The organism is Clostridium sp. DSM 17811 (assembly GCF_018861905.1).
GTDB lineage: Bacteria > Bacillota > Clostridia > Clostridiales > Clostridiaceae > Clostridium_AD > Clostridium_AD frigoriphilum.
The window spans coordinates 160,766-180,549 of record NZ_JAHLDU010000004.1; the positions used below are offsets into that span (position 1 = coordinate 160,766).

Consider the following 19,784-nt stretch of genomic DNA (forward strand, 5'->3'; position numbering starts at 1 on the left):
TATTAATAGTGAATGGGGGAATTGTAATGTCAGAAGGAATGGTTTTAAAACTAGAGCCATATTTAAGCGAAAAAATATGGGGATGGGAGAAATGGGTACTTTCTTGTCATGAAGATGGAAAATCGACAATAAAAGAGGGGATTTATAAAGGACAAGAATTATCTCAGATCTTAGGTTGTGGCAATGATTTCCCTATATTAAATAAAATTATAAAGGCGGAAGATACTTTATCTGTACAAGTACATCCCGATGATGTTTATGCTAAAAGAGTTGAAAACGCTAATGGAAAGACAGAGTGTTGGTATATACTCGAAGCAAAAGAGGGTGCAACCTTAGTATCGGGAATAAAGAAGGGCCTAAATAAAGAAAAGTTAAGACAAATTATAAAAGAAGATAAATTAGAAGAGTATTTAGAGCGCATTTATATTAAAAGAGGGGATTTCATTTATATACCAGCAGGTACAGTGCATGCTATAGAGTCTGGTGTAAAGCTTATTGAAGTACAGCAAAACAGTAATATTACTTATAGGCTTCATGACTGGGGACGTGGTAGAGAGGTCCAGATTGAAAAATCCCTAGATGTTATAGATTACGAAGGAAAAAATAAAGGTGGAAGAATCGAAAGCTTTGTAAAACTCGAGACCCCTTATTTTAAAGTTGAAAAAATCACTGTTAAAAGTAATTATTTTGATACTGTTAATGAAAGTTTCCATAGCTATACTGTAATAAGTGGTGAGGGAGTAATAGAATTTAACAAAAAGAAAATGAATCTAAAAGAAGAAGAGACAATTTATATATCAAAAGGGACAGAATATAAACTTAAAGGAAATATGGAATTACTTAAATCAAGTGTGTAAAAGAATTTACAGAGAAAAACACAAGTTATGTTACCTAATTTGTTAAAAGGAGAGTTTAAAAGATGAAACGAATGAAATTACTTAAAAAAAGCATGATATTATTTACATTGATTTTTGTTGTTTTCGCTAGTGGATGTGGTAATATAGTGCAGAAAAAGGATGATACAACCTCTAAAGATGTTAAAACACAAACAAAGGTTGTTACGGAAAAAGGAGCTAAGGACAAAAATCCGTTGGTTACTATTGTAATGGAGGATGGTTCAACTATAAAAATAGAATTATATCCAGAAATTGCACCGAATACCGTTAGAAATTTTGTTTCTTTAGCTAATAGTGGTTTTTATAATGGATTAATTTTTCATAGAGTAATACCAGGGTTTATGATACAAGGGGGGGATCCAAAGGGAACAGGCACTGGTGGACCGGGTTATGCAATAAAAGGTGAGTTTAGCGAAAATAATTTTAATAATACATTAAAACATGGAAGAGGAGTTATCTCTATGGCCAGAAGTACTGACGCAGACTCGGCCGGTTCACAATTTTTTATAGTGGTTGCAGATTCTGATAATAATTCTACTGCTCTAGATGGTAAATATGCTTCATTTGGTAAGGTTACAAAGGGTATGGAAATAGTAGATAAAATAGTTTCTGTAGATACTGGTAGTAACGATAAACCGAAAAAAGATCAAAAGATGAAAAAAGTTACTGTAGATACTTTTGGAGTTAAGTATGGTGTTGTGCAAAAGGTAAAATAATTAAATCTATTTGAAACATTAAAAGTATATATTTCTATAAAATAAATTTATAGGAATATATACTTTTATTTTTTAATGTTTTGGGCATTTAAGCTTTAACATAGAACATATAACTATGGATACTTGTATAAAATTATATTTAGGATTTATGTTACCTAGGAATTTGATTTTGATTACCGAATACCGTTACAAACTTAATTGAATATATATCACACATTATTAAATTATTGGTACTACTTTCTTTAAGGACAATAAAACTAATGCCAACGTCTTGTAAAATGCCTTGTCTATCTTGAAAAGTATTAGTTCCAAGTAAAAAATCTACTCTTACATATTTACCGATTTGACCTTGCAACCAGCCTTGATTATAAAGTGGATTATTTACTATGGGTGATGTAGGGCCAAGATCGAAAGCTTGTGTAGTAGATGGAGCTGGGCTAGTAGAAGAAGCTCCGGGCATAGGCCCTTGCCTTGAGTCATCGTTCATGCCGAATTTTGGCATAGGAGTCATTGGTGGTTCTAAAGACGATGAATCGGTGTTCCACATTGGGGATTGATTGAAATTATTAGGTGGTGATATAAACATAAAATATCCTCCTTAAGAAATTATATTGTGTTTGAAATATTGTAAGTTCGATTTTATTTAAGTAGTGAAATAGCGGGCTGTTGGATTGTAAAAGCAATGCTGAAGAACTGAAACTTGGAAGGTGCCACTACCATTGAATGGGAATTCATAGGGGCAACCGGGTAGGTATGGATTAAAATACCATAAAGACTCGCCAGTTGTATATAATCTATTCCCAGCTAAAGCCCAATCAGCAATATCATAATGTATTTGTTCTGGTGGACTTGACCAAATTGTTTGAGGATTAGCTATGCCGCCAAGTACAGAAGTTGCACAATCAAATTGGCCTGTTTGAAAAATAACTTTTCTTAAATCGCCTTGACCTATTCTAAAATATTCACCATCGGCTACATTAACTCTGTTCATAATTACAGAGGCAACGGCTTTCATTCCATTTTCGCCCTCCCCACCAGCCTCACATTTTATTATTCGAGCCAATAACTCTCTAGCACTGTAAGCCATCTTTAGTCATCTCCTCAATTCGTTTTACAGTATTATTATATTCATAATATTAATAATGGTACTTAAAAAACGAAAAAAAATATTGTCATAATTTTAGAAATATTATCTATAACATATGGTAAATTCATTGAAAGTTTGGTACAATTGCAATGTATTTGTAATCTTATTTTTAAGACAAAATAATTTGTGGTAAAAGTGCAATATCAAATATACAAGAGGTGAATTATGTTAAATAGTGGAGATATATTAGATGAAAAATATGAGGTAATTAGAACCCTAGGAAAAGGTGGAATGGGTGTTGTTTACTTATGCAAAAACATAATACTTGGAAATCTTTGGGCGATAAAAGAAGTAATACAAGATAAAAAAAATATAGATATTTTAACAGAAGCTAATATTTTGAAAAATTTAAATCATCCAGGTATTCGGAAAATAATTGATACATTTTATACAAATAACAATTTATATATGGTTCAGGACTACATAGATGGACAAACATTAAAGGAATATGTTAAGGCAAATGGTATAATACAAATAGAAAAAATTTGCAGGATAGTATCAGATTTATGTGATATTATTGGTTATTTACATAATCAAAATCCAGTCATCATATATAGAGATATAAAACCATCTAATATAATGATAATGAAAAGTGGAAAAGTCGTGTTAATAGATTTTGGTATTTCGAAAGTTTATAAGAATGATATGTCACAAGATATAGATAGGATATGTGCGGGATCTAATGGTTATGCAGCTCCAGAGCAATACGGCTCAGGGAAATGTTGCATGCAAACAGATATATATGGAATTGGAATGTTAATATACTTTATGATGAAAGGGAGGACTCCGTATACAGGCATAGAGCCCCTTTTGGATGAGAATTATGGACCAGAAATTAATAATAAGCTGAAAAAGATAATACAAAAGTGTGTAAAAATTGATATTAATGAGAGGTATGCCGTAGTTGAAGACTTAAAAGAAGCTATTTCAAATATATTACCAAAGAATGAAAAAGTAAAATTAGAAATCTTAAATGATTCTAATATCAGCAAAAGTGTAATTACTAAAAAAGTTAATATTAAAATTATAAATAAATCTATGTACGATAGGTCTATTAGGGTCTTTTTCTGTTTTACATTTGTAATTATAGCAAGTATTTATATTTTGTATGGGAACAAAAAAGAAAGTACATTTTCGAATACTGCAGATGCAAAAGAAATAGTGAGTCCTATAGTGGGATCATCAAGCATAGAACAAAATTCTATAAAGGAATTTATAAATAAACCGACAAGGAGAATTATGATAGTTCCGATAAAAGAAATATCTATTTCAATAACGCAATGAGTTAAAAAGAATGTACCATCATTCTGAAATGTCGTTAAATCAAATTAATAGGAGATTATGGGAGTTAATTTATATTAATCTCTGATAACGGTTACGGTAGCGTAATTTGTTATTAGGAGTTCTTATAATATAATGCTATAATAATATCATTAATGAAATAAAATGAGAATTTATGATTTTAAAACAATTAATGTGGGGGAATAATGATGAGAAGAAAAATATTACCATTACTTATATCAATTGGGTTAACTATGTCTGTAAGTATGTCAACAATAGCTGCGCCATTATCACAGCAACAGGATTCATACAGTTTAGCACAGAAGAATTTAGAAAAATTAGAGTTATCCATTGAGACGCTAGATTTTAATATTGAAAATATCTACTCTGGAATTGACAAAGCAAAATATGATATCATTAGTACTCAAAAGAAAATAGATCAAAATACAAAAGATATTTTAGTTGCACAAAGTAATATAAAAGGTGAACAAGTCCTATTTAATGAGCGAATGAGAGCCATGTATATGAATGGTGCAGGTAGTTACGTGGAAATATTACTAGACTCAAACGGAGTAGGGGATCTTATTTCAAGAGTGGAAAATATAAAAAATATTGTAGAATATGATAAAAAAATTATAAAAGGATTAAATGACAAAAAAGAAGCTATTGAGCTTACCCAAAAATCATTAAATGCTAATAAGGTAAAAGTTCTAGCATTAAAGGTAAGCAATGAAAATAAATTGGACAAGCTTAGTGCAGAGAAAAAAGTACAAAGTAAATTAATTGTTGAATCTAAAAAACAGCAGGAATTACATAAGGATGAAATATCACAAACATCTAAATATGATGTTGTTATGAATACGCAGAGTGTTAAACAAATTACTCCATCAAGAGGTAATATGGTAAGAGATGTAGTTGAAGCTCAACCTAGCACGCGAGAAAGTGCACAACAATCATCATCAACTAGTTCAAATGCAATAATAGAATATGCTAAGACATTTTTAGGAACACCATATGCATGGGGTGCTAATGGCCCGAATACATTTGATTGTTCAGGCTTTACTAAATATGTATATGCTCATTTTGGAATAGATATGGGTAGGACTACATATGACCAGATAGATCAAGGTAAATATGTGTCTAGAGGGAATTTACAAGCAGGAGATTTGGTATTTTTTGGAACAGGAAGTCCTCATCACGTTGGTATTTATGTGGGAAATGGTTCATATATACATGCACCTCAAACGGGAGAAGTAGTAAAAATATCACAGATGACAAGAAGCGATTATATGTCAGCGAGAAGATTTAAATAATATATCGTACAATAATAACAAAAATGAATAAATAAACTTATTCGTATAAAAATAATTTCTTTAACACCGTGCTTCATTTTAAACAATGTGTTAAAGGGATTATTTTTTTCTGGAATTAGCAAGAAGCAGATCCACCATCGCACTATAGCTTTTTAGGCCGGATTTTTGACTTGCAGATTTAAGATAAGTATCATTGATTTTTTCACTTATTTTTTCAATACGACCAGAATAATTTTTCCAAAAGTTTTCATTATATATCATATCATTAAGCACACCTTTACTACAAAATGAAAACAGTTCCTTATATTTTTGAGGATCATATTGTCTTAATGAACTAAGTGAATATGTTAATGCTGCAAGGGTACCAGAATATTTAAAATTTATATCAGGATTATTTATGCAGGCTATATAAGCAATAAAGTTTGCTTCATCTTCCTTTGCAAAGCCTATTTGATGAGCCATCTCATGGGATGTCGTAAAAGGTAGATATGAATCAGGTTCTGCCATATTGATATTTGTTTCACTTGTAAAGGGAAAATAAAAACCTGTAATCCCCGTATAACACATTGGATATGAGAGTAATATGCCCTTAGGTGCTCCATAAGTACCTTTTAATATTACGTATTGTAATGAGGCTTTATCATACCCTAGGTGAGCAGTTTCTAAAATGACTTTTTTGTTATAGGGAAGTTCCATTACACCATTTTTATTTTGACTAATTTTATCCCTTAAAGTATTTGAACTAGTTATAAGGTCTGCACATAGATGTGCAAGTTCATTTGTGGTTGAATTATGAACATCTAATTTGAGTATTTTGTCTAGTGGAAGCCTTTGATAGTTAAAACCCCACAAAAGTTGAAATGAAAAATATATTAGTCCTGATGCAGCAAGTGTATTTAATAACAAATTTTTTAGAATCCTTGTTCTTTTAGTTTTGTGTCTTAATAAACTAAAAATTGTTTTAGAAATATACCATAATACAAACATTGAAAAAGATATAATTATACATTCGGCAATAGAAAAGGGAAAAAAGCCTGTAATTGAACTTATAGTGGTAACAACTATTTTATAAATAAATAAGGAATAAAATCTTTCTGTAAAATTTGGAAACACTCTACACAATTGAGTGAGTGAAATACCTATTGGTAATAGTAAAATTAAAAACAATTGTTTCCTAGATAAAGAAAATTTCATAAAAAACTCCCTTTCATACATTATATGTATATATTGTAATTATATAGATTGATTTAAAACTAGAATAAGTCGTATAAAAAGCTCCAAGCATAAATTTTACCCGAAGCTTTTTATATCATTATTTTTGCTTCAATAAGTCTCTGATTTCACTTAATAATATTTCTTCATTGGAGGGACCTTTCACAATTATTTTTTCTGTCTTTTTCTTTTGAACAGATTGTATAACTTTTATAAAGATAAAAAGTGAAAATGCAATTATTAAAAAGTTTATTACAGATTGAATAAATAATCCATAATTAATTGATACAGGTACTCCACCGGATATGGATGAGGGTATATTATATTTTAAACTAGAAACATTAATTCCACCTATTATTATACCAAGTATAGGAGTTATAAGGTCAGTAACTAAAGAAGCAACTATTTTAGAAAATGCACCACCGATAACAACAGCTAATGCCAAATCTAAAATATTTCCTTTAAGAGCGAATTCTTTAAATTCTTTGAACATATATGTAACACGCCCTTCCAAAGTATGTTTTAACTATTTAGATATATCGTATTTCCAAGAAGCTATCCCACGACTTAGATGATATATATTTTTGAAACCATTGTCTTCCAAAATATCTACGGCTATTGGGCTTCTTCTGCCAGATTCACAATAAACAAGCACTTTTTTTTCTTTATATTTATCAAGTTCATCAATCATTGACGTAAGATCTTGAACAGGAACAAGTTTTGCTCCTGGAATGTGACCAATCTCGTATTCCTCTTTACTTCGCACATCTAAAATAACAAATTCTTTGTCGTCTTTTATAAGATTATAAGCTTCTTTTGCACTTACATCTTTAACATTTGAATCAAACATAATTTATGCCTCCTTTTGATGAAAAATCTATAGTATTAGTATATCATCTGATAGATAGATAGTAAAATGTAATAAATATATGAATGTAATAAAGAATATTATTTGATTACTTTTGTGGTTTTTGAATTTCTATTTTTAATTTCTGCTAAAATAAAAATAACCAAAGGTATTATAACTTCAAAGATAAAGGCATAATATGGGTATACATTGAAAGCCCAAAATGACATTTCCATGGTGCTTTTGTATAGAATAAAAGAGAAGCTTAACATCAAAAGAGCTACAGGGGTTGCAATAAATTTGTAATCATTAAAGCCAAAAACCTTTGAAATTCCATTGCAGACTGCCAAAGTACAGATACTTACTTTAACAAAAACACATATTAAAAATGCAATAACTACTAAAATTTCAAGCCTTTGAAGTATAGAACCTAGGTGAATAAGACTTACTAACATGGTGGTAGGAAAATATAGTCTAGCTATGGTTTCACTACCTAATACTAAAATATTTCTAATTGTTGCTAAAAATATAATTCCTCCACCTATGAGTAAACCTACTATAAATGTTTTATTGTAATTCTTAATGTTAGATACATTTGAAAACAACATTGTAAAAACTACTGTTTCAGCAAAGGGAAAACAAAAACTTGATAAAGTACCCTTTAGAAGAGGCGATATACCATTGTTTAATATTGGTTTTAATCTATTTATACTAATTTCGGGTATTAAAAATACAGTTAAAAATAAAGAAATTATCAGCACAATCCAGATGAAGAACTCGGACCATCTTCCTAAAACTTCAATACCAGCTTTTAAACTCCATATAATTAGCATAGTTAAAAAGATCATAGGCATTACCACTGGGGTATCGGCGAATATTAAAATATTAGTGAACTCAGATAGGTTTCTAAGAACCAAGGCTCCAAGATGAAAAGCAAACCATATCATTAATATACTTATAATTTTCCCAGTGAATTTCCCCATAACAATTTGAAGAATATCAAATAAATCCTTTCCAGGGTATAAAGATAAAATTCTAGAGTACATAAGTAATAATATAATAGAACATAAAATAGCAATAATTACTGCGATCCAGGCATCTTGTTTTGCAGCACCTCCAGATCCTATTAAAAAGGTACTTCCAATTATGAAAAGTGTTATAAGTATAATACCTTGTCTCTCAGAGATATTTTCATTTTTCATCTAAGCCTCCTACAACATTTATTGTAATTGCAAATAGTAAAAAAAATTAATTGCTTTTACCAAATATTGAAACTACAATATTTTTTATAATATTAGATGGACTTGGTAGCTGAACTCCTAAAGAGAGTAGAATACTGATTGTCATTGAAAATATAATTAGAGTAAAATAAAGGATTGTTTTACCCTTATTTTTTTCTTTTAATAGTGGAACAGTTTCAAGAAATATTATTATGAGATAGAAAATTATTACAAGTAAAAACATTCCGAATTCTCCTTTGATTATTGCCCTATAGTGATAGGCTTCATTGTTTTATTACTGCCCTTTATTTGCACATGTACGTTGACTGTAGTCTTCATATTTGTAAAAATGTCTTTTCCATTTTTCTTGAAATCTTTACTAACTTTTGGTTTTTCTTCATTAAATTTTTCTCCGAAGCCTAAAACATCGCTATCATAATCCTTTTGTAATTTACTAATTAAAGTCTGTATCTGAGACCCGATTTTTTTTTCAGCTTCACTCTGAAGTATTTCTAAGTTTTCTTCTTTCATGAAATCTTTAGTTCCTTGAATTTCATGAATACTTAGAGTTGGATAAACATCTATTATCATTGAAACTGATCCATTGTTATAAATGGGGGTTAATTTAGTTCTATTATCATTTAGTTCTAAGGTTACGTTGGTGTTTGAACCTGAAACATTTATTAAGGTAATTAAACTTTGTTTTATTTTATTTTTAATCATAAGCATATATAGGGTTTCGTTTCCATTTATATACCCAACAAGCTTATCTGATTTAAAAATAGCACAACCTTCTACAATGGGGAGAATAGCGCCATCACTAAGTTTATTTTCAACTGTAGTTACTGCTTCGGACTTCCCAGGTGATGATAATTCATCTATAAATGACCATACCATTGAATTAGTAAATTTAGAAAGAACACTCCAGGAATTCATAGTATCATCAAGATGAAAGGAAGTTACTTCATTAATCTTAACCTTAGTCTTTAAAATTTCAGAAGCTGTATTTCCTTTTGCTACTAATAGCCACATATCTGGTCTAACAAAGTTGGATCTATTAGTCCAATCAATTGCAGGAATTATACCTTCTCTTGCTATGGAATCACTTATTATTACAACTTTCGAATCACTCCAAAAAAGCCTTAAACCAGTCTTTTTTATCGCGTCTCTAACTGCACTAAATACACTGTCACCTTCAGTCGTGAAAATCTGAGAACTAATGATTGAGGATACCCCTTGAGCTTGCGTGGTTATAACTTCTGTTGTGAGTATGTATTTATTTGTTACCATATCTTTATCTAATGCCATACCAGCTACTATTGCTAAGGTATCTATCTCTCTATAGTTCCAGCATCCACATAGTATAATAGGGCATATAATTATAATAAAAATTATGGATACTATTTTTTTTTTCATTTAAACGCCCTCTTTCATCTTTTTTTCATACGTTTTTTATTTTTTGTAACCATCTTCGGTCTTAAATGCATATTCCACCAGGGAGCCCTAATTATAGTATCTTTTACATCTTGTTTAGAAAAAGAAGGTACGTTACTCATATAAGGTATACCAAAGGAACGTATAGACATCATATGAAGGACTAAACCCATTACGCCAAAAATATAACCGTATAAACCTAGGAAGGAAGATAATAATAAAAAAAATATCCGTATTTCAACTATTCCTAGAACTTGAGGTAACATAAGACTTGCAATTCCAGTTATAGCAGTAATTATTACTACAGGTGCGCTCACTAGTCTTGCATTAACAGCAGCATCACCAAGAACCAGGGTGCCTACTATAGTAATTGCTCCTCCAATATATTTAGGCATTCTAAGACCTGCTTCTTTAAGTATTTCAAAAGTTATCATCATAATCATAGTCTCTACGATAGAAGGGAAAGGGGCTCCTTTTCTTGCGGAATATATACTTATAAGAAGAGGAGTTGGGATAAGTTCTTGATGGAAGGTTACAAGTGCAACATATATGGCTGAAACACTAGTACCAATAAAAAAGCATAGCCATCGTAGTAATCTGACAAATGATGAAAACAAAAAATTATCATAATAGTCTTCATTGCTTTGAAAAACTTCAACGAAGATACTTGGAAGAGTTAAAACAACAGGACTTCCATCGCAGATAACTGCAAATTTTCCCTCAAGAAGTTTACCTGATACCACATCAGGTCTTTCTGTATTAATAATAGTCCTAAAGGGCGAATATGGAGCATCCTTAATAATTTCTTCTATATAACCAGAATCTAAAATACCATCAATATCAATATTATTAAGCCGCGTCATAAGTTCTTTATGTATAGGTTCTTTTGCAATACCCTCAATATAACATACACATATTTGAGTTTTAGTTTGTTTCCCAATTCTCATGAATTCAAATTTTAAGTTAGGATTAATAATCCGACGCCTAAGAAGTGTAAGGTTTAAATTCATAGATTCGGTGAAGCCTTCACGCGGTCCCCTAACTATAGTTTCAGATTGGGGTTCTGAAATTGCTCTTGTTTGCCATCCGATAGTATTTATAGAAAGCACATTAATCAAACCATCTATAAAAAGTATAGTTTTTCCATATATTATTCCATTAACAAGATCATCTACAGAAGAGGTCTTTTTGTTGTCAGCGGTTAAAAGCACCTTTTGTATTAAAATGTCAATAATGTTATTGTTGTTAATATTAGACATATCACTTAGGAAAAGTGGTTTTATAATATCCTCATTAATTGCTTGTAAATTTGCCATTCCATCAATATATACAATCATACACTTGATTTTAGTAGGTTTTCCAAGCAATAACTCTCTATATACCACTGTTGTGTCGTTAATAAAAATGTTTTTTATTATATTAATATTTTTTTCTAATGATTGTGTTAGTTTTACATCTGAAAAGTCATTTGTATTCATAAGTTAAATCATCTCCTGGGTCGCTGCAATATTAACGACTTCAGAGGGAGATTAATACACCTACTGAAATTTTCTATTTGTTAAGGTATACAACTCCCAATTAAAGTAGTGGGGGACTTTTCTTCTGAAATGTCGTTAAACATCCTTTATATTATAATAACTAACTCTATATATATACTTTATCCAATTCCTAAATATTTTAGTCAAAGATATATATCAAATGGATTTAACGACATTTCAGAAGTATTCATTAAAAGAGATTTAGTTAATATACTTAATAATGAAAGTTAATCATTAGGAGGTAGCTTATGTATGGCGAATAAGTATACAACAAATGAAGTACTCAATACTTCGCTACCGGTAGTTGCGGAGATAACAATATATACATTAATGTCTATATTTGATTTAATGATGATAGGGAGATATGGTGGAAATATAGCAGTAAGTGCTGTAGGGTTAAGTAATAATTTAACAAATGCATTTATAGAGGTATTTATTACCGGAGGATTTTGTATAAGTATTGTTTCATTAGTTTCTAGATTAGTAGGTGCTGGGCAATATAAAAATGCTGAGAGATTTGCGTCATTAGGATTTATTTTAGGAATTGGGTTTTGTTTAATTATTACAATAGTAGTTTTTTTCTTTGGTGAAGAGCTTCTTTATTTACTTGGGGCTAGGAATGAAATACTCAAAATAGGATATTCATATATAAAGATAAACTCTGTAGGCTTATTTTTTTTCATGAGTATGAGGCTTTTAAATTCCATTTTAATAGGATATGGGAATACTTTCATACCATTTATATGTTCTTTAATTGTACTTTTTATAAAGAGTATTTTGAATTATTTATTGGTTTTTGGTATCGTGTTTAATACAAGGGGAATAGACGGGTCAGCTATAGCATCTACAGTTGCTTATTTATGTGGATTTGTTTTTTGTTTCTATTATACTGTGTTTAAATCACAAGTTAAACTTAAACTAATCTATATTTTTTCTGTATGTTTTAATGATATTAAAAGAATACTAGTACTTGCTATTCCATGTTCAATGGAAGAAGCAGCGTTTAGTATCAGTAAGCTTATGTGCGTTGCTGTTATAATTAAATCTGGAAGTATTTCATTTGCAGCTGATGCAATAGCTAATATGATAGAGGGTATCTCAGTTATGCCAAGTATTGGTTTTGGTATTGCAGTTATTACTCTAGTGGGTATTAATGTCGGGAAAAGAGATTATAAACAAGCGAAAAAAGTTGCGTTTAACTGCGCATTTTACGCAGTAGCTATGATGAGTATATTCGCAATAATATTCTTATTTATGCCGAATTTTTTGGTGGATTTATTTGTAAATAATAATGAGAAGAGAGTTGCTTATTTAGCAGGAAAGTGCCTTGCAATTGGAGCAGCAGAGCAGCCGTTTATAGGCTTATCATTAGTATTTGCAGGAGCACTAAAGGGGATAGGTGATGTAAAGAGTCCATTTTTAATTAGCTGCTTTACAAGTTGGATTATAAGGCTACCATTAACATATTATTTTATTAATGTTTTAAATTTCCCAATCACAGCAGTTTGGTGGGTAACTGCATTTCAATGGGGAGTAGATGCACTACTTATGTTTATTTTCTTTGAGTATAAATTCAATAAATTATCAAATGGATCAAAAGGGAGCTTACTTTAACAAGCTCCTTTAGAAAATATTAATAAAAATAAATATAGTTGCTATTTATTTTTGAGGTAGAAATTTATCTGTTTTTATTTATAATATCTATTAAAATCTTCATTCTTTCATGAATGTTTGGTTTTATATTATCACGTTTATAATGAAAATCATTTGGATCTAATAGGTAACTATGAGTTATTCCAAATAGTTTTTTATTTTCATCGATACCTTTTTGAAGCATTTCTGAAAGCTTTTTAGTATTAAAATATTCAAGTCTTAATTCTTCGGTTTCATTTTGTGCGTAAACAGATATTGGAGTTAATTCATTTTTTATCACTTTATATTCAGGTCTGTAAACATTGTGGGATTCATACTTAATGTCAGTTAATTCATTTAATATCTTTGATGTGTTATCGTCTATAGAAAAATATCCTCCGCGAAAAGCTTGAATTGGCTCAATTCCTAATTTAAAAATATATTCATAACAATATTTTATTATAAGTTTTTGCTGGTCATAAGAGTAGTACGACAATAGATCTTCATCACTTTTTATAAAGGTACAGTGTTTTTCTATTTCTTCCGGTAGATTATTTGGATGAATATGAAGGCCGAATATAACTTTATAATTATTTTTTATCTTTTCAATTAGATTAAGTTCTTTCAACATTTGAGCGAAGTAGGGAGTTATAAATAAAAGAGTGTATATATTGTTTTCGGAATTTAATTTTAATAACGATTCTAAGTTAAGGACATTGTTTTTTAAATTTTTATCGAAATTGTATCCTTCACAATCTATAGTCAAAATAAAATCAAAATTTGTTTCTTTAAGATACTTATCTAAAAAATACTTCATAAATTATCGTTACCTCCTAATATAATATTGCAAACTTACAACTTGCATTGTATAATCAAGTTGTAAGTAAGAAACAACTTAATTATACGGTTCAAATTGTTACTTGTCAAAGATTCAATAAGAAGTAATGTTATAGTGATTCATAATACAATTCAACTATAAATACAATCAAAGTTTAAACACTTCAAAATAATCTTTTATTGTTATATCTAATGTTCAATTATAAAGAAAATTTAAAAATAAACAGTTTAATGATGTTGCATGCAGATAATGATTTTATTCCACAGAGGAATAGGCGGGGGAATAAAAATTAATATATGTTATTTTCGCGACCGCAAAATAAGGAGGATGATTTTATTGAAAACTATAAGTTTTCCAAGAATGCATAAAGAAACAAATGAGAAAAGAGATTTTTTACCATCATTGATTGGTATACTTAAAAAAGAAAATGTGCAAGTATTTCTAGAAGAAGGATATGGTTTAGCATTAGGTTATACAAATGAAGATTATCTAAAGGAAAATAAAACAATACAATTTGTATCTAATAAGGAATGTTATGAAAAAGATATCGTTGTAGTTTTAAGGTCGCCAGAGTTTAAGCAAATTGAGTATATGAGAGAAGGCAGTATTTTGCTAAGTATGCTTCATTATCCTACTAGAGCTACTAGAGTAGAAAAGCTTAAAGAAAGGGGCATATTTGCTGTTTCGATGGATTCTATCCGAAATGATTTTCTTGAAAGAATTGTTGTTGATTATGAGGGTACATCAGGAAATGGAATTAATGTTGCATTTACAGAGCTTGCTAAAAATTATAAAAGCGAAAATATTTGTGCGCAAAAACCTATAATTGTGAGCATAATGGGTATGGGACGAGTGGGACTTACGGCAGCGAGAATGGCAGGTAAATATGGTAATAATAAAGAAAGTGAAGGAATACTTAAGGAAAAATCGAAGGGTGTACTTGTTAATATGTTACCAAGAAATATAACAGATGATAAAAAACAGATGATAAAAATATTAACAAAGACAGATATTTTAGTAGATGCAACTACTAGAAATGATGCGACAAAATATATTGTCACAAATGAACTAATCGGATATTTAAAGGATCATTCTATAATTTTAGATTTAACGTCAGACCCATACTTAACAGATATTTTTCCTTTCCAAGTGAAGGCAGTAGAAGGTATACCACATGGAACATTAGATAAAATTGTTATGTACCCAAATGATGCTCAATATAGTGCTGTGCCAAAGTGCATCGAAATAATTAATCAAAGGACAGTTGTAAGTTGTAACGCATGGCCAGGGGTTAAACCAAAAGGCAACATGGATTTATATGGTAAGCAACTTGTATATATTATACAAAATCTTATAGGGTACTCTTCTAGCGACTTTAATTTAAATAACAATGATTACTTTAATAGAGCAATATATAGAGGAACTATTGAATGTTTTGAAGAAAGCTTAAATGGTTATGAAAATGAGGTATCAGAGATAGTAATGTAGTTATAAAGCTGTGAATTAGACATTCACAGCTTTAATAGTCATATACAATGCTTTTTTATTAACTGGTTTTGTTAGTAAACCCATCAATGCAAGATACAAGTTCAGCTATTTCAGGCTTGCTAAGTTGAGCATCTGCACCAACTGCTTCACCTTTATGTTTTAAATCACTTGTAATTAATGAGGAGAATAAAATAACTGGCAATTTTCTTAGAATAACATGTTCTTTAATTTTTCGTGTTAAAGTATGACCATCCATTTGTGGCATTTCAATATCAGTTATAAGAACTTGGACATCTTTCGTAAATTCAATTCCTTTTTTTGAAACTAAATCCAATAAATAATCTAAAGCTTGCTTTCCATCATTAAATATTTTTAAGTTAACAAAACCGGCTTTAATAAGAGTATCATTTAATAATTTTCTAATTAAAGGAGAATCATCGGCGAGTACTAGTTTAACGTTAGACCTATCCTTGTAATCTATATCAACTATTCTGTCCTCGCTAATTCCAGTAGAAGGGCTGATATCGGTGACTATTTTTTCGAAATCTAACATTAATATTATTTTATTGCTTAAAACAATATTTCCTATAACTAGTGAATTAGTAGATATATCATCTGGTTTTGTTATTTGTTCCCACTTAATACGGTGAACGCCTACAATACTATCAATACTAAAGGCTACCTCAATTTTATTAAATTCACAAAGAATGATCGGTGATTCAATTTCGTTTTTATGTTGTTTCTCTAAGACGTATCTTAAGTCAATTAAGGTTATTATTTTATCTCTATACAGTGTAAGTCCTGCTATGGCAGGATGTGATTCAGGGAGTTTCGTTAAATTGTTTGCATTTATTACTTCTTTAACTTTTATAATATTAATTGCATAAAATTTATTGTTTATAATAAATTCAAGTATTTCAACCTCGCCAGTTCCGGATTCTAAGAGTATATTATTAGTATTCATATTTTCCCTCACTTTCAAATAGATATAAAGATAGTATTTCATAAAATTATATGTACTTAATATCTCGAACAAAACTGCTATAACTTTACGTTTAAATGAAAAGTCGAATTTAAAATAATAAAATAGAATATAAAAGTGAAATTCTTAAGCTAAATATGGTAAACTGTATAGTACGTAGAAAAATGTTAACAGCATTATTAGAGGGTGAAGTAAATTTGATATTAAATGGCGGATGGATAGAAACTACAGAAGGTATGCATACATTTATATTGTGGGGCGAGAGTGGCGAAACTAAGTGTACAAGAAGAGGTAGGAAACCTAAAAATGCACTTCCACTATATGAAAAAATGTCTTCAGTTATTGAACTTAGAAGTATTATTAAAGATCGAGCAGTAGACATAAAACATGGAAAGTATAAATACGATTTTGAATCTAAGGATCTTCTTAAGAGAGAAATTAGGGGGATTGCTTTTAATAATTTAGATGCATTCGATATGATTTTAAATATAGATAGAAACAATCTTTATGAAATTGAGTTATCAGGGGAATTAAAGTTTTGGATTATAGTAGCTAAATTTACAGCTGAGCTTATAATAAAACATAAATATTTACCATCATTAACTATTGATCGGGTAAATAAAAAAGTGAATTCTCAGTGGAGATGGCATACAAGTGATCCTAAGTATATTGATAAGAAAAAGATCTTATGCAGCAATATGCCTGCAACTTGTAAATCATATTTTGACCTAGAAAATCAAGAATTTGTATACACAAATGCTACTAAATTGGTAAGCAATTTTATGGATTCTATGATTGATAGTATGGTTAGAAGTAGTTGCACTGGTATAAACAATGAGACTAATAATTTAGAGGATGGTTTGAGTAACTTAAGTAGTAATTGGATGTTTTCTCTTTTCTCAGAATTACCGGAGATGCCTATTTCAACAAGTGATCAGATAAAAATGCTAAAGGAATATAAGAAATGGATAGAACCTATAAAGATTAAAAATAATAACTTTAAGTTTCGAACATGTTTTAAGGTTAATCCACCAAGAAGAGAAGAGGATTGGACAATAGAGTATTTGCTTCAAGATAAGGATGATCTTAGTCTAATGCTACCAGCAAAAATGATTTTTGAAGAGTCTGTTGATACAATAACATATTTGAATAAAAAATTTAATAATCCACAAGAGAGGTTACTTGAGGATTTAGCGGTAGCATCAAAGATATTTATTCCTATTGAAAGGAGTCTATACGATTCAGTTCCAATAGAATGCAAGTTATCTGAGGAGGAAGCCTATTCATTTTTAAGAGAATCAGCTTATTTTTTGAAGGAGAAAGGGTTTGGTATTATTACACCAGCTTGGTGGAAGAAACCTTCAAGGCTTTCTGTTAAATTAAAGGATAAAAATCATACTACTAATACTAACTTAGCGGTAAAGAGTCTATTTAATATGGATACTATTCTTGAATATGATTGGAGATTGGCATTAAATGGAAATGAAATAAGTGAGAAAGAATTTGATAAAATATCAAATTTGAAGGTGCCTTTTATTCAGTTAAGGGGTCAGTGGGTACAGGTTGATATACATCAAATTAAGTCACTTTCTAAGATGAAAATGAATAAGGGGCTTAATGGAAAGATTCCAATGGGAGAATTATTAAGACTTAACTTAAGTGATGAAGAAATAGTTCCTGGAGTTAGTGTTGATAATATGGATAATCAAGAGGCTGTTGGAAATTTTTTTGAAAAATTATTTAATTTAAATAATATAGAGCAAGTTAGTATTCCAAAGGGCTTTAGGGGTACTCTTCGTGAGTATCAAAAGAGAGGTTTTTCATGGTTAACATTTCTTAGAAACCATGGTATAGGGGCTTGCCTTGCTGATGATATGGGGCTTGGAAAAACAGTACAAAGTATATGCCTTATGCTTTATGAGCGTGAAAAGAGGTTAACTGATAAAACAACCTTAATAATATGTCCCACATCTGTCGTAGGAAATTGGGAAAGAGAAATTGAAAAGTTTGCACCAGGTCTTAAGTCTGCAATTCATCACGGAAATAGCAGATGGAGTTATGAAAACTTTAGCAAAGAAATACATAAAAATGAGGTTGTTATTACAACCTATGCTCTAATAGTAAGGGACCGGGATTTATTTCAAAAGGAAGAATGGGCAGGGATTATATTAGATGAAGCACAAAATATTAAAAATAGTGCGTCAAAACAAACGCAGTATATAAAAACCCTTAAAGCGGAATATAAAGTTGCATTAACGGGAACACCAGTTGAAAATAGACTCTCAGATTTGTGGTCTATTATGGACTTTTTAAATAAAGGATATCTATACAATTGGTCAACTTTTAGAAGTGAGTTTGCAGTCCCAATAGAGAGGGATGGAGACCCTAAAAAAAGTAATAAACTGAAAAAAATAATTTCACCATTTGTATTAAGAAGACTTAAAACTGATACAAACATTATTCGCGATTTACCAGAAAAAATTGAGACGAAGGAATATGCATCTTTAACAAAGGAGCAAGCTACTTTATACCAAGCTGTGGTAAAGGATTGTTTAAATAAAATTGATGACTCTGAGGGTATTCAAAGGAGAGGACTTATTATTTCTTCATTAACAAAATTCAAGCAAATCTGTAATCATCCCGTACAGTTTTTAAAGGACCATGGCGAGATTGAGGGTCGATCTGGAAAACTTGAAAGGTTACTCGAAATGTTAGAAATTGTTATTGCAGAAGGGGATAGGTCACTGGTATTTACTCAATTCGCAGAAATGGGACACATTTTGGAGTCAGAAATTGAGAAGAAACTAGGAGTAAAGACATTGTTTTTACACGGAGGAACGAGCAGAAAAAAAAGAGAAGAATTAATTAATATATTTCAAAATGACACGAGTGAGCCCATGGTATTTATATTATCATTAAAAGCTGGAGGACTTGGTTTAAACCTAACAAAAGCTAATCATGTATTTCACTTTGATAGATGGTGGAATCCTGCTGTAGAAAACCAGGCAACGGATAGAGCATTTAGAATAGGGCAAGTTAAAAATGTGCATGTGCATAAATTTATATGCATGGGAACTCTTGAGGAAAAAATAGATCAAATGCTAGAGCGAAAACAAGCACTTGCTGAAAGTGTAGTGTCAACAAATGAAAATTGGATATCAGAGATGAGCAATAAAGAGCTCCGAGAATTATTTATATTAGAGCATGACAATAAAGAATAAAATTCACAGGTAACAATTA

Annotated in this window: 18 protein-coding genes; 7 read left to right on the plus strand and 11 right to left on the minus strand. The window is 30.2% G+C overall.

Translation table 11 applies throughout. The features are described 5' to 3' along the window. Positions 1 to 26 precede the first annotated feature (26 nt). Both KPL44_RS07625 and KPL44_RS07630 read left to right on the plus strand, forming a co-directional pair. The gene (locus KPL44_RS07625; RefSeq protein WP_253201663.1) at positions 27 to 857 is read left to right on the plus strand and encodes a type I phosphomannose isomerase catalytic subunit; all 831 of its coding nucleotides are present in this window, start codon (positions 27 to 29) and stop codon (positions 855 to 857) included. A gap of 71 nt (positions 858 to 928) precedes the next feature. Then, positions 929 to 1,612 carry a peptidylprolyl isomerase gene (locus tag KPL44_RS07630; protein ID WP_216248610.1) on the plus strand — a complete coding sequence of 228 codons (684 nt, stop codon included), beginning with the start codon at positions 929 to 931 and terminating at the stop codon, positions 1,610 to 1,612. Between the two features lie 151 nt (positions 1,613 to 1,763). Here KPL44_RS07630 and KPL44_RS07635 read toward each other — a convergent pair whose 3' ends face one another. Next, positions 1,764 to 2,198, minus strand: a complete 435-nt coding sequence (locus KPL44_RS07635; protein WP_216248409.1) for a hypothetical protein — start codon at positions 2,196 to 2,198, stop codon at positions 1,764 to 1,766. A gap of 57 nt (positions 2,199 to 2,255) precedes the next feature. After that, on the minus strand, positions 2,256 to 2,699 hold the full coding sequence (locus KPL44_RS07640) for a cell wall hydrolase (protein ID WP_216248411.1): 444 nt from the start codon (positions 2,697 to 2,699) through the stop codon (positions 2,256 to 2,258). 225 nt (positions 2,700 to 2,924) lie between these two features. Here KPL44_RS07640 and KPL44_RS07645 point away from each other — a divergent pair, with 225 nt between their 5' ends. Continuing rightward, entirely contained in the window at positions 2,925 to 4,043 is a 1,119-nt protein-coding gene (locus KPL44_RS07645) for a serine/threonine-protein kinase (RefSeq protein ID WP_216248412.1), read from the plus strand. 206 nt (positions 4,044 to 4,249) lie between these two features. Then, on the plus strand, positions 4,250 to 5,353 hold the full coding sequence (locus KPL44_RS07650; protein WP_216248413.1) for a C40 family peptidase: 1,104 nt from the start codon (positions 4,250 to 4,252) through the stop codon (positions 5,351 to 5,353). Positions 5,354 to 5,452: 99 nt separating this feature from the next. Here the strand turns inward: KPL44_RS07650 and KPL44_RS07655 are convergent, their stop codons facing one another. From KPL44_RS07655 to KPL44_RS07685, 7 genes are all read right to left on the minus strand, one after another. Beyond that, on the minus strand, positions 5,453 to 6,547 hold the full coding sequence (locus KPL44_RS07655; protein WP_216248414.1) for a DUF3810 domain-containing protein: 1,095 nt from the start codon (positions 6,545 to 6,547) through the stop codon (positions 5,453 to 5,455). Positions 6,548 to 6,665: 118 nt separating this feature from the next. Continuing rightward, positions 6,666 to 7,058 carry a large-conductance mechanosensitive channel protein MscL gene (gene mscL, locus KPL44_RS07660; RefSeq protein WP_216248415.1) on the minus strand — a complete coding sequence of 131 codons (393 nt, stop codon included), beginning with the start codon at positions 7,056 to 7,058 and terminating at the stop codon, positions 6,666 to 6,668. 33 nt (positions 7,059 to 7,091) lie between these two features. Continuing rightward, entirely contained in the window at positions 7,092 to 7,415 is a 324-nt protein-coding gene (locus tag KPL44_RS07665; RefSeq protein WP_216248416.1) for a rhodanese-like domain-containing protein, read from the minus strand. Positions 7,416 to 7,513: 98 nt separating this feature from the next. Next, the gene (locus tag KPL44_RS07670) at positions 7,514 to 8,614 is read right to left on the minus strand and encodes a GerAB/ArcD/ProY family transporter (RefSeq protein ID WP_216248417.1); all 1,101 of its coding nucleotides are present in this window, start codon (positions 8,612 to 8,614) and stop codon (positions 7,514 to 7,516) included. A gap of 46 nt (positions 8,615 to 8,660) precedes the next feature. Then, complete coding sequence (locus KPL44_RS07675; RefSeq protein WP_216248418.1) at positions 8,661 to 8,876, minus strand: hypothetical protein; 216 nt, start codon at positions 8,874 to 8,876, stop codon at positions 8,661 to 8,663. A gap of 17 nt (positions 8,877 to 8,893) precedes the next feature. Next, positions 8,894 to 10,048, minus strand: coding sequence for a Ger(x)C family spore germination protein (locus tag KPL44_RS07680; protein WP_216248419.1), 1,155 nt, complete (start codon positions 10,046 to 10,048; stop codon positions 8,894 to 8,896). 14 nt (positions 10,049 to 10,062) lie between these two features. Beyond that, positions 10,063 to 11,544, minus strand: a complete 1,482-nt coding sequence (locus tag KPL44_RS07685; RefSeq protein WP_216248421.1) for a spore germination protein — start codon at positions 11,542 to 11,544, stop codon at positions 10,063 to 10,065. 312 nt (positions 11,545 to 11,856) lie between these two features. Here KPL44_RS07685 and KPL44_RS07690 point away from each other — a divergent pair, with 312 nt between their 5' ends. Further along, the gene (locus tag KPL44_RS07690; RefSeq protein WP_216248422.1) at positions 11,857 to 13,218 is read left to right on the plus strand and encodes an MATE family efflux transporter; all 1,362 of its coding nucleotides are present in this window, start codon (positions 11,857 to 11,859) and stop codon (positions 13,216 to 13,218) included. Positions 13,219 to 13,282: 64 nt separating this feature from the next. Here KPL44_RS07690 and KPL44_RS07695 read toward each other — a convergent pair whose 3' ends face one another. Then, positions 13,283 to 14,053 (minus strand): hypothetical protein, encoded by a 771-nt coding sequence (locus KPL44_RS07695; protein ID WP_216248424.1) that lies wholly within the window; start codon positions 14,051 to 14,053, stop codon positions 13,283 to 13,285. 357 nt (positions 14,054 to 14,410) lie between these two features. Between KPL44_RS07695 and KPL44_RS07700 the strand changes: the two genes are divergently transcribed. Next, positions 14,411 to 15,562 (plus strand): alanine dehydrogenase, encoded by a 1,152-nt coding sequence (locus KPL44_RS07700; RefSeq protein ID WP_216248426.1) that lies wholly within the window; start codon positions 14,411 to 14,413, stop codon positions 15,560 to 15,562. Between the two features lie 58 nt (positions 15,563 to 15,620). Here KPL44_RS07700 and KPL44_RS07705 read toward each other — a convergent pair whose 3' ends face one another. Continuing rightward, positions 15,621 to 16,526, minus strand: coding sequence for a chemotaxis protein (locus tag KPL44_RS07705; protein WP_216248428.1), 906 nt, complete (start codon positions 16,524 to 16,526; stop codon positions 15,621 to 15,623). Positions 16,527 to 16,681: 155 nt separating this feature from the next. On the opposite strand from KPL44_RS07705, the gene KPL44_RS07710 reads away from it, so the two are divergent. Then, positions 16,682 to 19,765: a DEAD/DEAH box helicase gene (locus KPL44_RS07710; RefSeq protein ID WP_216248430.1), complete on the plus strand. Its 3,084-nt coding sequence runs from the start codon at positions 16,682 to 16,684 to the stop codon at positions 19,763 to 19,765. The last annotated feature ends 19 nt before the right edge of the window (positions 19,766 to 19,784 follow it).

Excerpts from the sequence above, each read along its gene's own strand:
- KPL44_RS07680 (WP_216248419.1), bottom strand. The coding sequence starts at position 10,048 with ATGAAAAAAAAAATAGTATCCATAATTTTTATTATAATTATATGCCCT.
- KPL44_RS07690 (WP_216248422.1), top strand. The coding sequence starts at position 11,857 with ATGGCGAATAAGTATACAACAAATGAAGTACTCAATACTTCGCTACCG.
- KPL44_RS07665 (WP_216248416.1), bottom strand. The coding sequence starts at position 7,415 with ATGTTTGATTCAAATGTTAAAGATGTAAGTGCAAAAGAAGCTTATAAT.
- mscL (WP_216248415.1), bottom strand. The coding sequence starts at position 7,058 with ATGTTCAAAGAATTTAAAGAATTCGCTCTTAAAGGAAATATTTTAGAT.
- KPL44_RS07685 (WP_216248421.1), bottom strand. The coding sequence starts at position 11,544 with ATGAATACAAATGACTTTTCAGATGTAAAACTAACACAATCATTAGAA.
- KPL44_RS07625 (WP_253201663.1), top strand. The coding sequence starts at position 27 with ATGTCAGAAGGAATGGTTTTAAAACTAGAGCCATATTTAAGCGAAAAA.
- KPL44_RS07640 (WP_216248411.1), bottom strand. The coding sequence starts at position 2,699 with ATGGCTTACAGTGCTAGAGAGTTATTGGCTCGAATAATAAAATGTGAG.
- KPL44_RS07705 (WP_216248428.1), bottom strand. The coding sequence starts at position 16,526 with ATGAATACTAATAATATACTCTTAGAATCCGGAACTGGCGAGGTTGAA.
- KPL44_RS07630 (WP_216248610.1), top strand. The coding sequence starts at position 929 with ATGAAATTACTTAAAAAAAGCATGATATTATTTACATTGATTTTTGTT.
- KPL44_RS07650 (WP_216248413.1), top strand. The coding sequence starts at position 4,250 with ATGAGAAGAAAAATATTACCATTACTTATATCAATTGGGTTAACTATG.
- KPL44_RS07710 (WP_216248430.1), top strand. The coding sequence starts at position 16,682 with ATGGTAAACTGTATAGTACGTAGAAAAATGTTAACAGCATTATTAGAG.
- KPL44_RS07635 (WP_216248409.1), bottom strand. The coding sequence starts at position 2,198 with ATGTTTATATCACCACCTAATAATTTCAATCAATCCCCAATGTGGAAC.
- KPL44_RS07675 (WP_216248418.1), bottom strand. The coding sequence starts at position 8,876 with ATGTTTTTACTTGTAATAATTTTCTATCTCATAATAATATTTCTTGAA.
- KPL44_RS07695 (WP_216248424.1), bottom strand. The coding sequence starts at position 14,053 with ATGAAGTATTTTTTAGATAAGTATCTTAAAGAAACAAATTTTGATTTT.
- KPL44_RS07670 (WP_216248417.1), bottom strand. The coding sequence starts at position 8,614 with ATGAAAAATGAAAATATCTCTGAGAGACAAGGTATTATACTTATAACA.
- KPL44_RS07645 (WP_216248412.1), top strand. The coding sequence starts at position 2,925 with ATGTTAAATAGTGGAGATATATTAGATGAAAAATATGAGGTAATTAGA.
- KPL44_RS07655 (WP_216248414.1), bottom strand. The coding sequence starts at position 6,547 with ATGAAATTTTCTTTATCTAGGAAACAATTGTTTTTAATTTTACTATTA.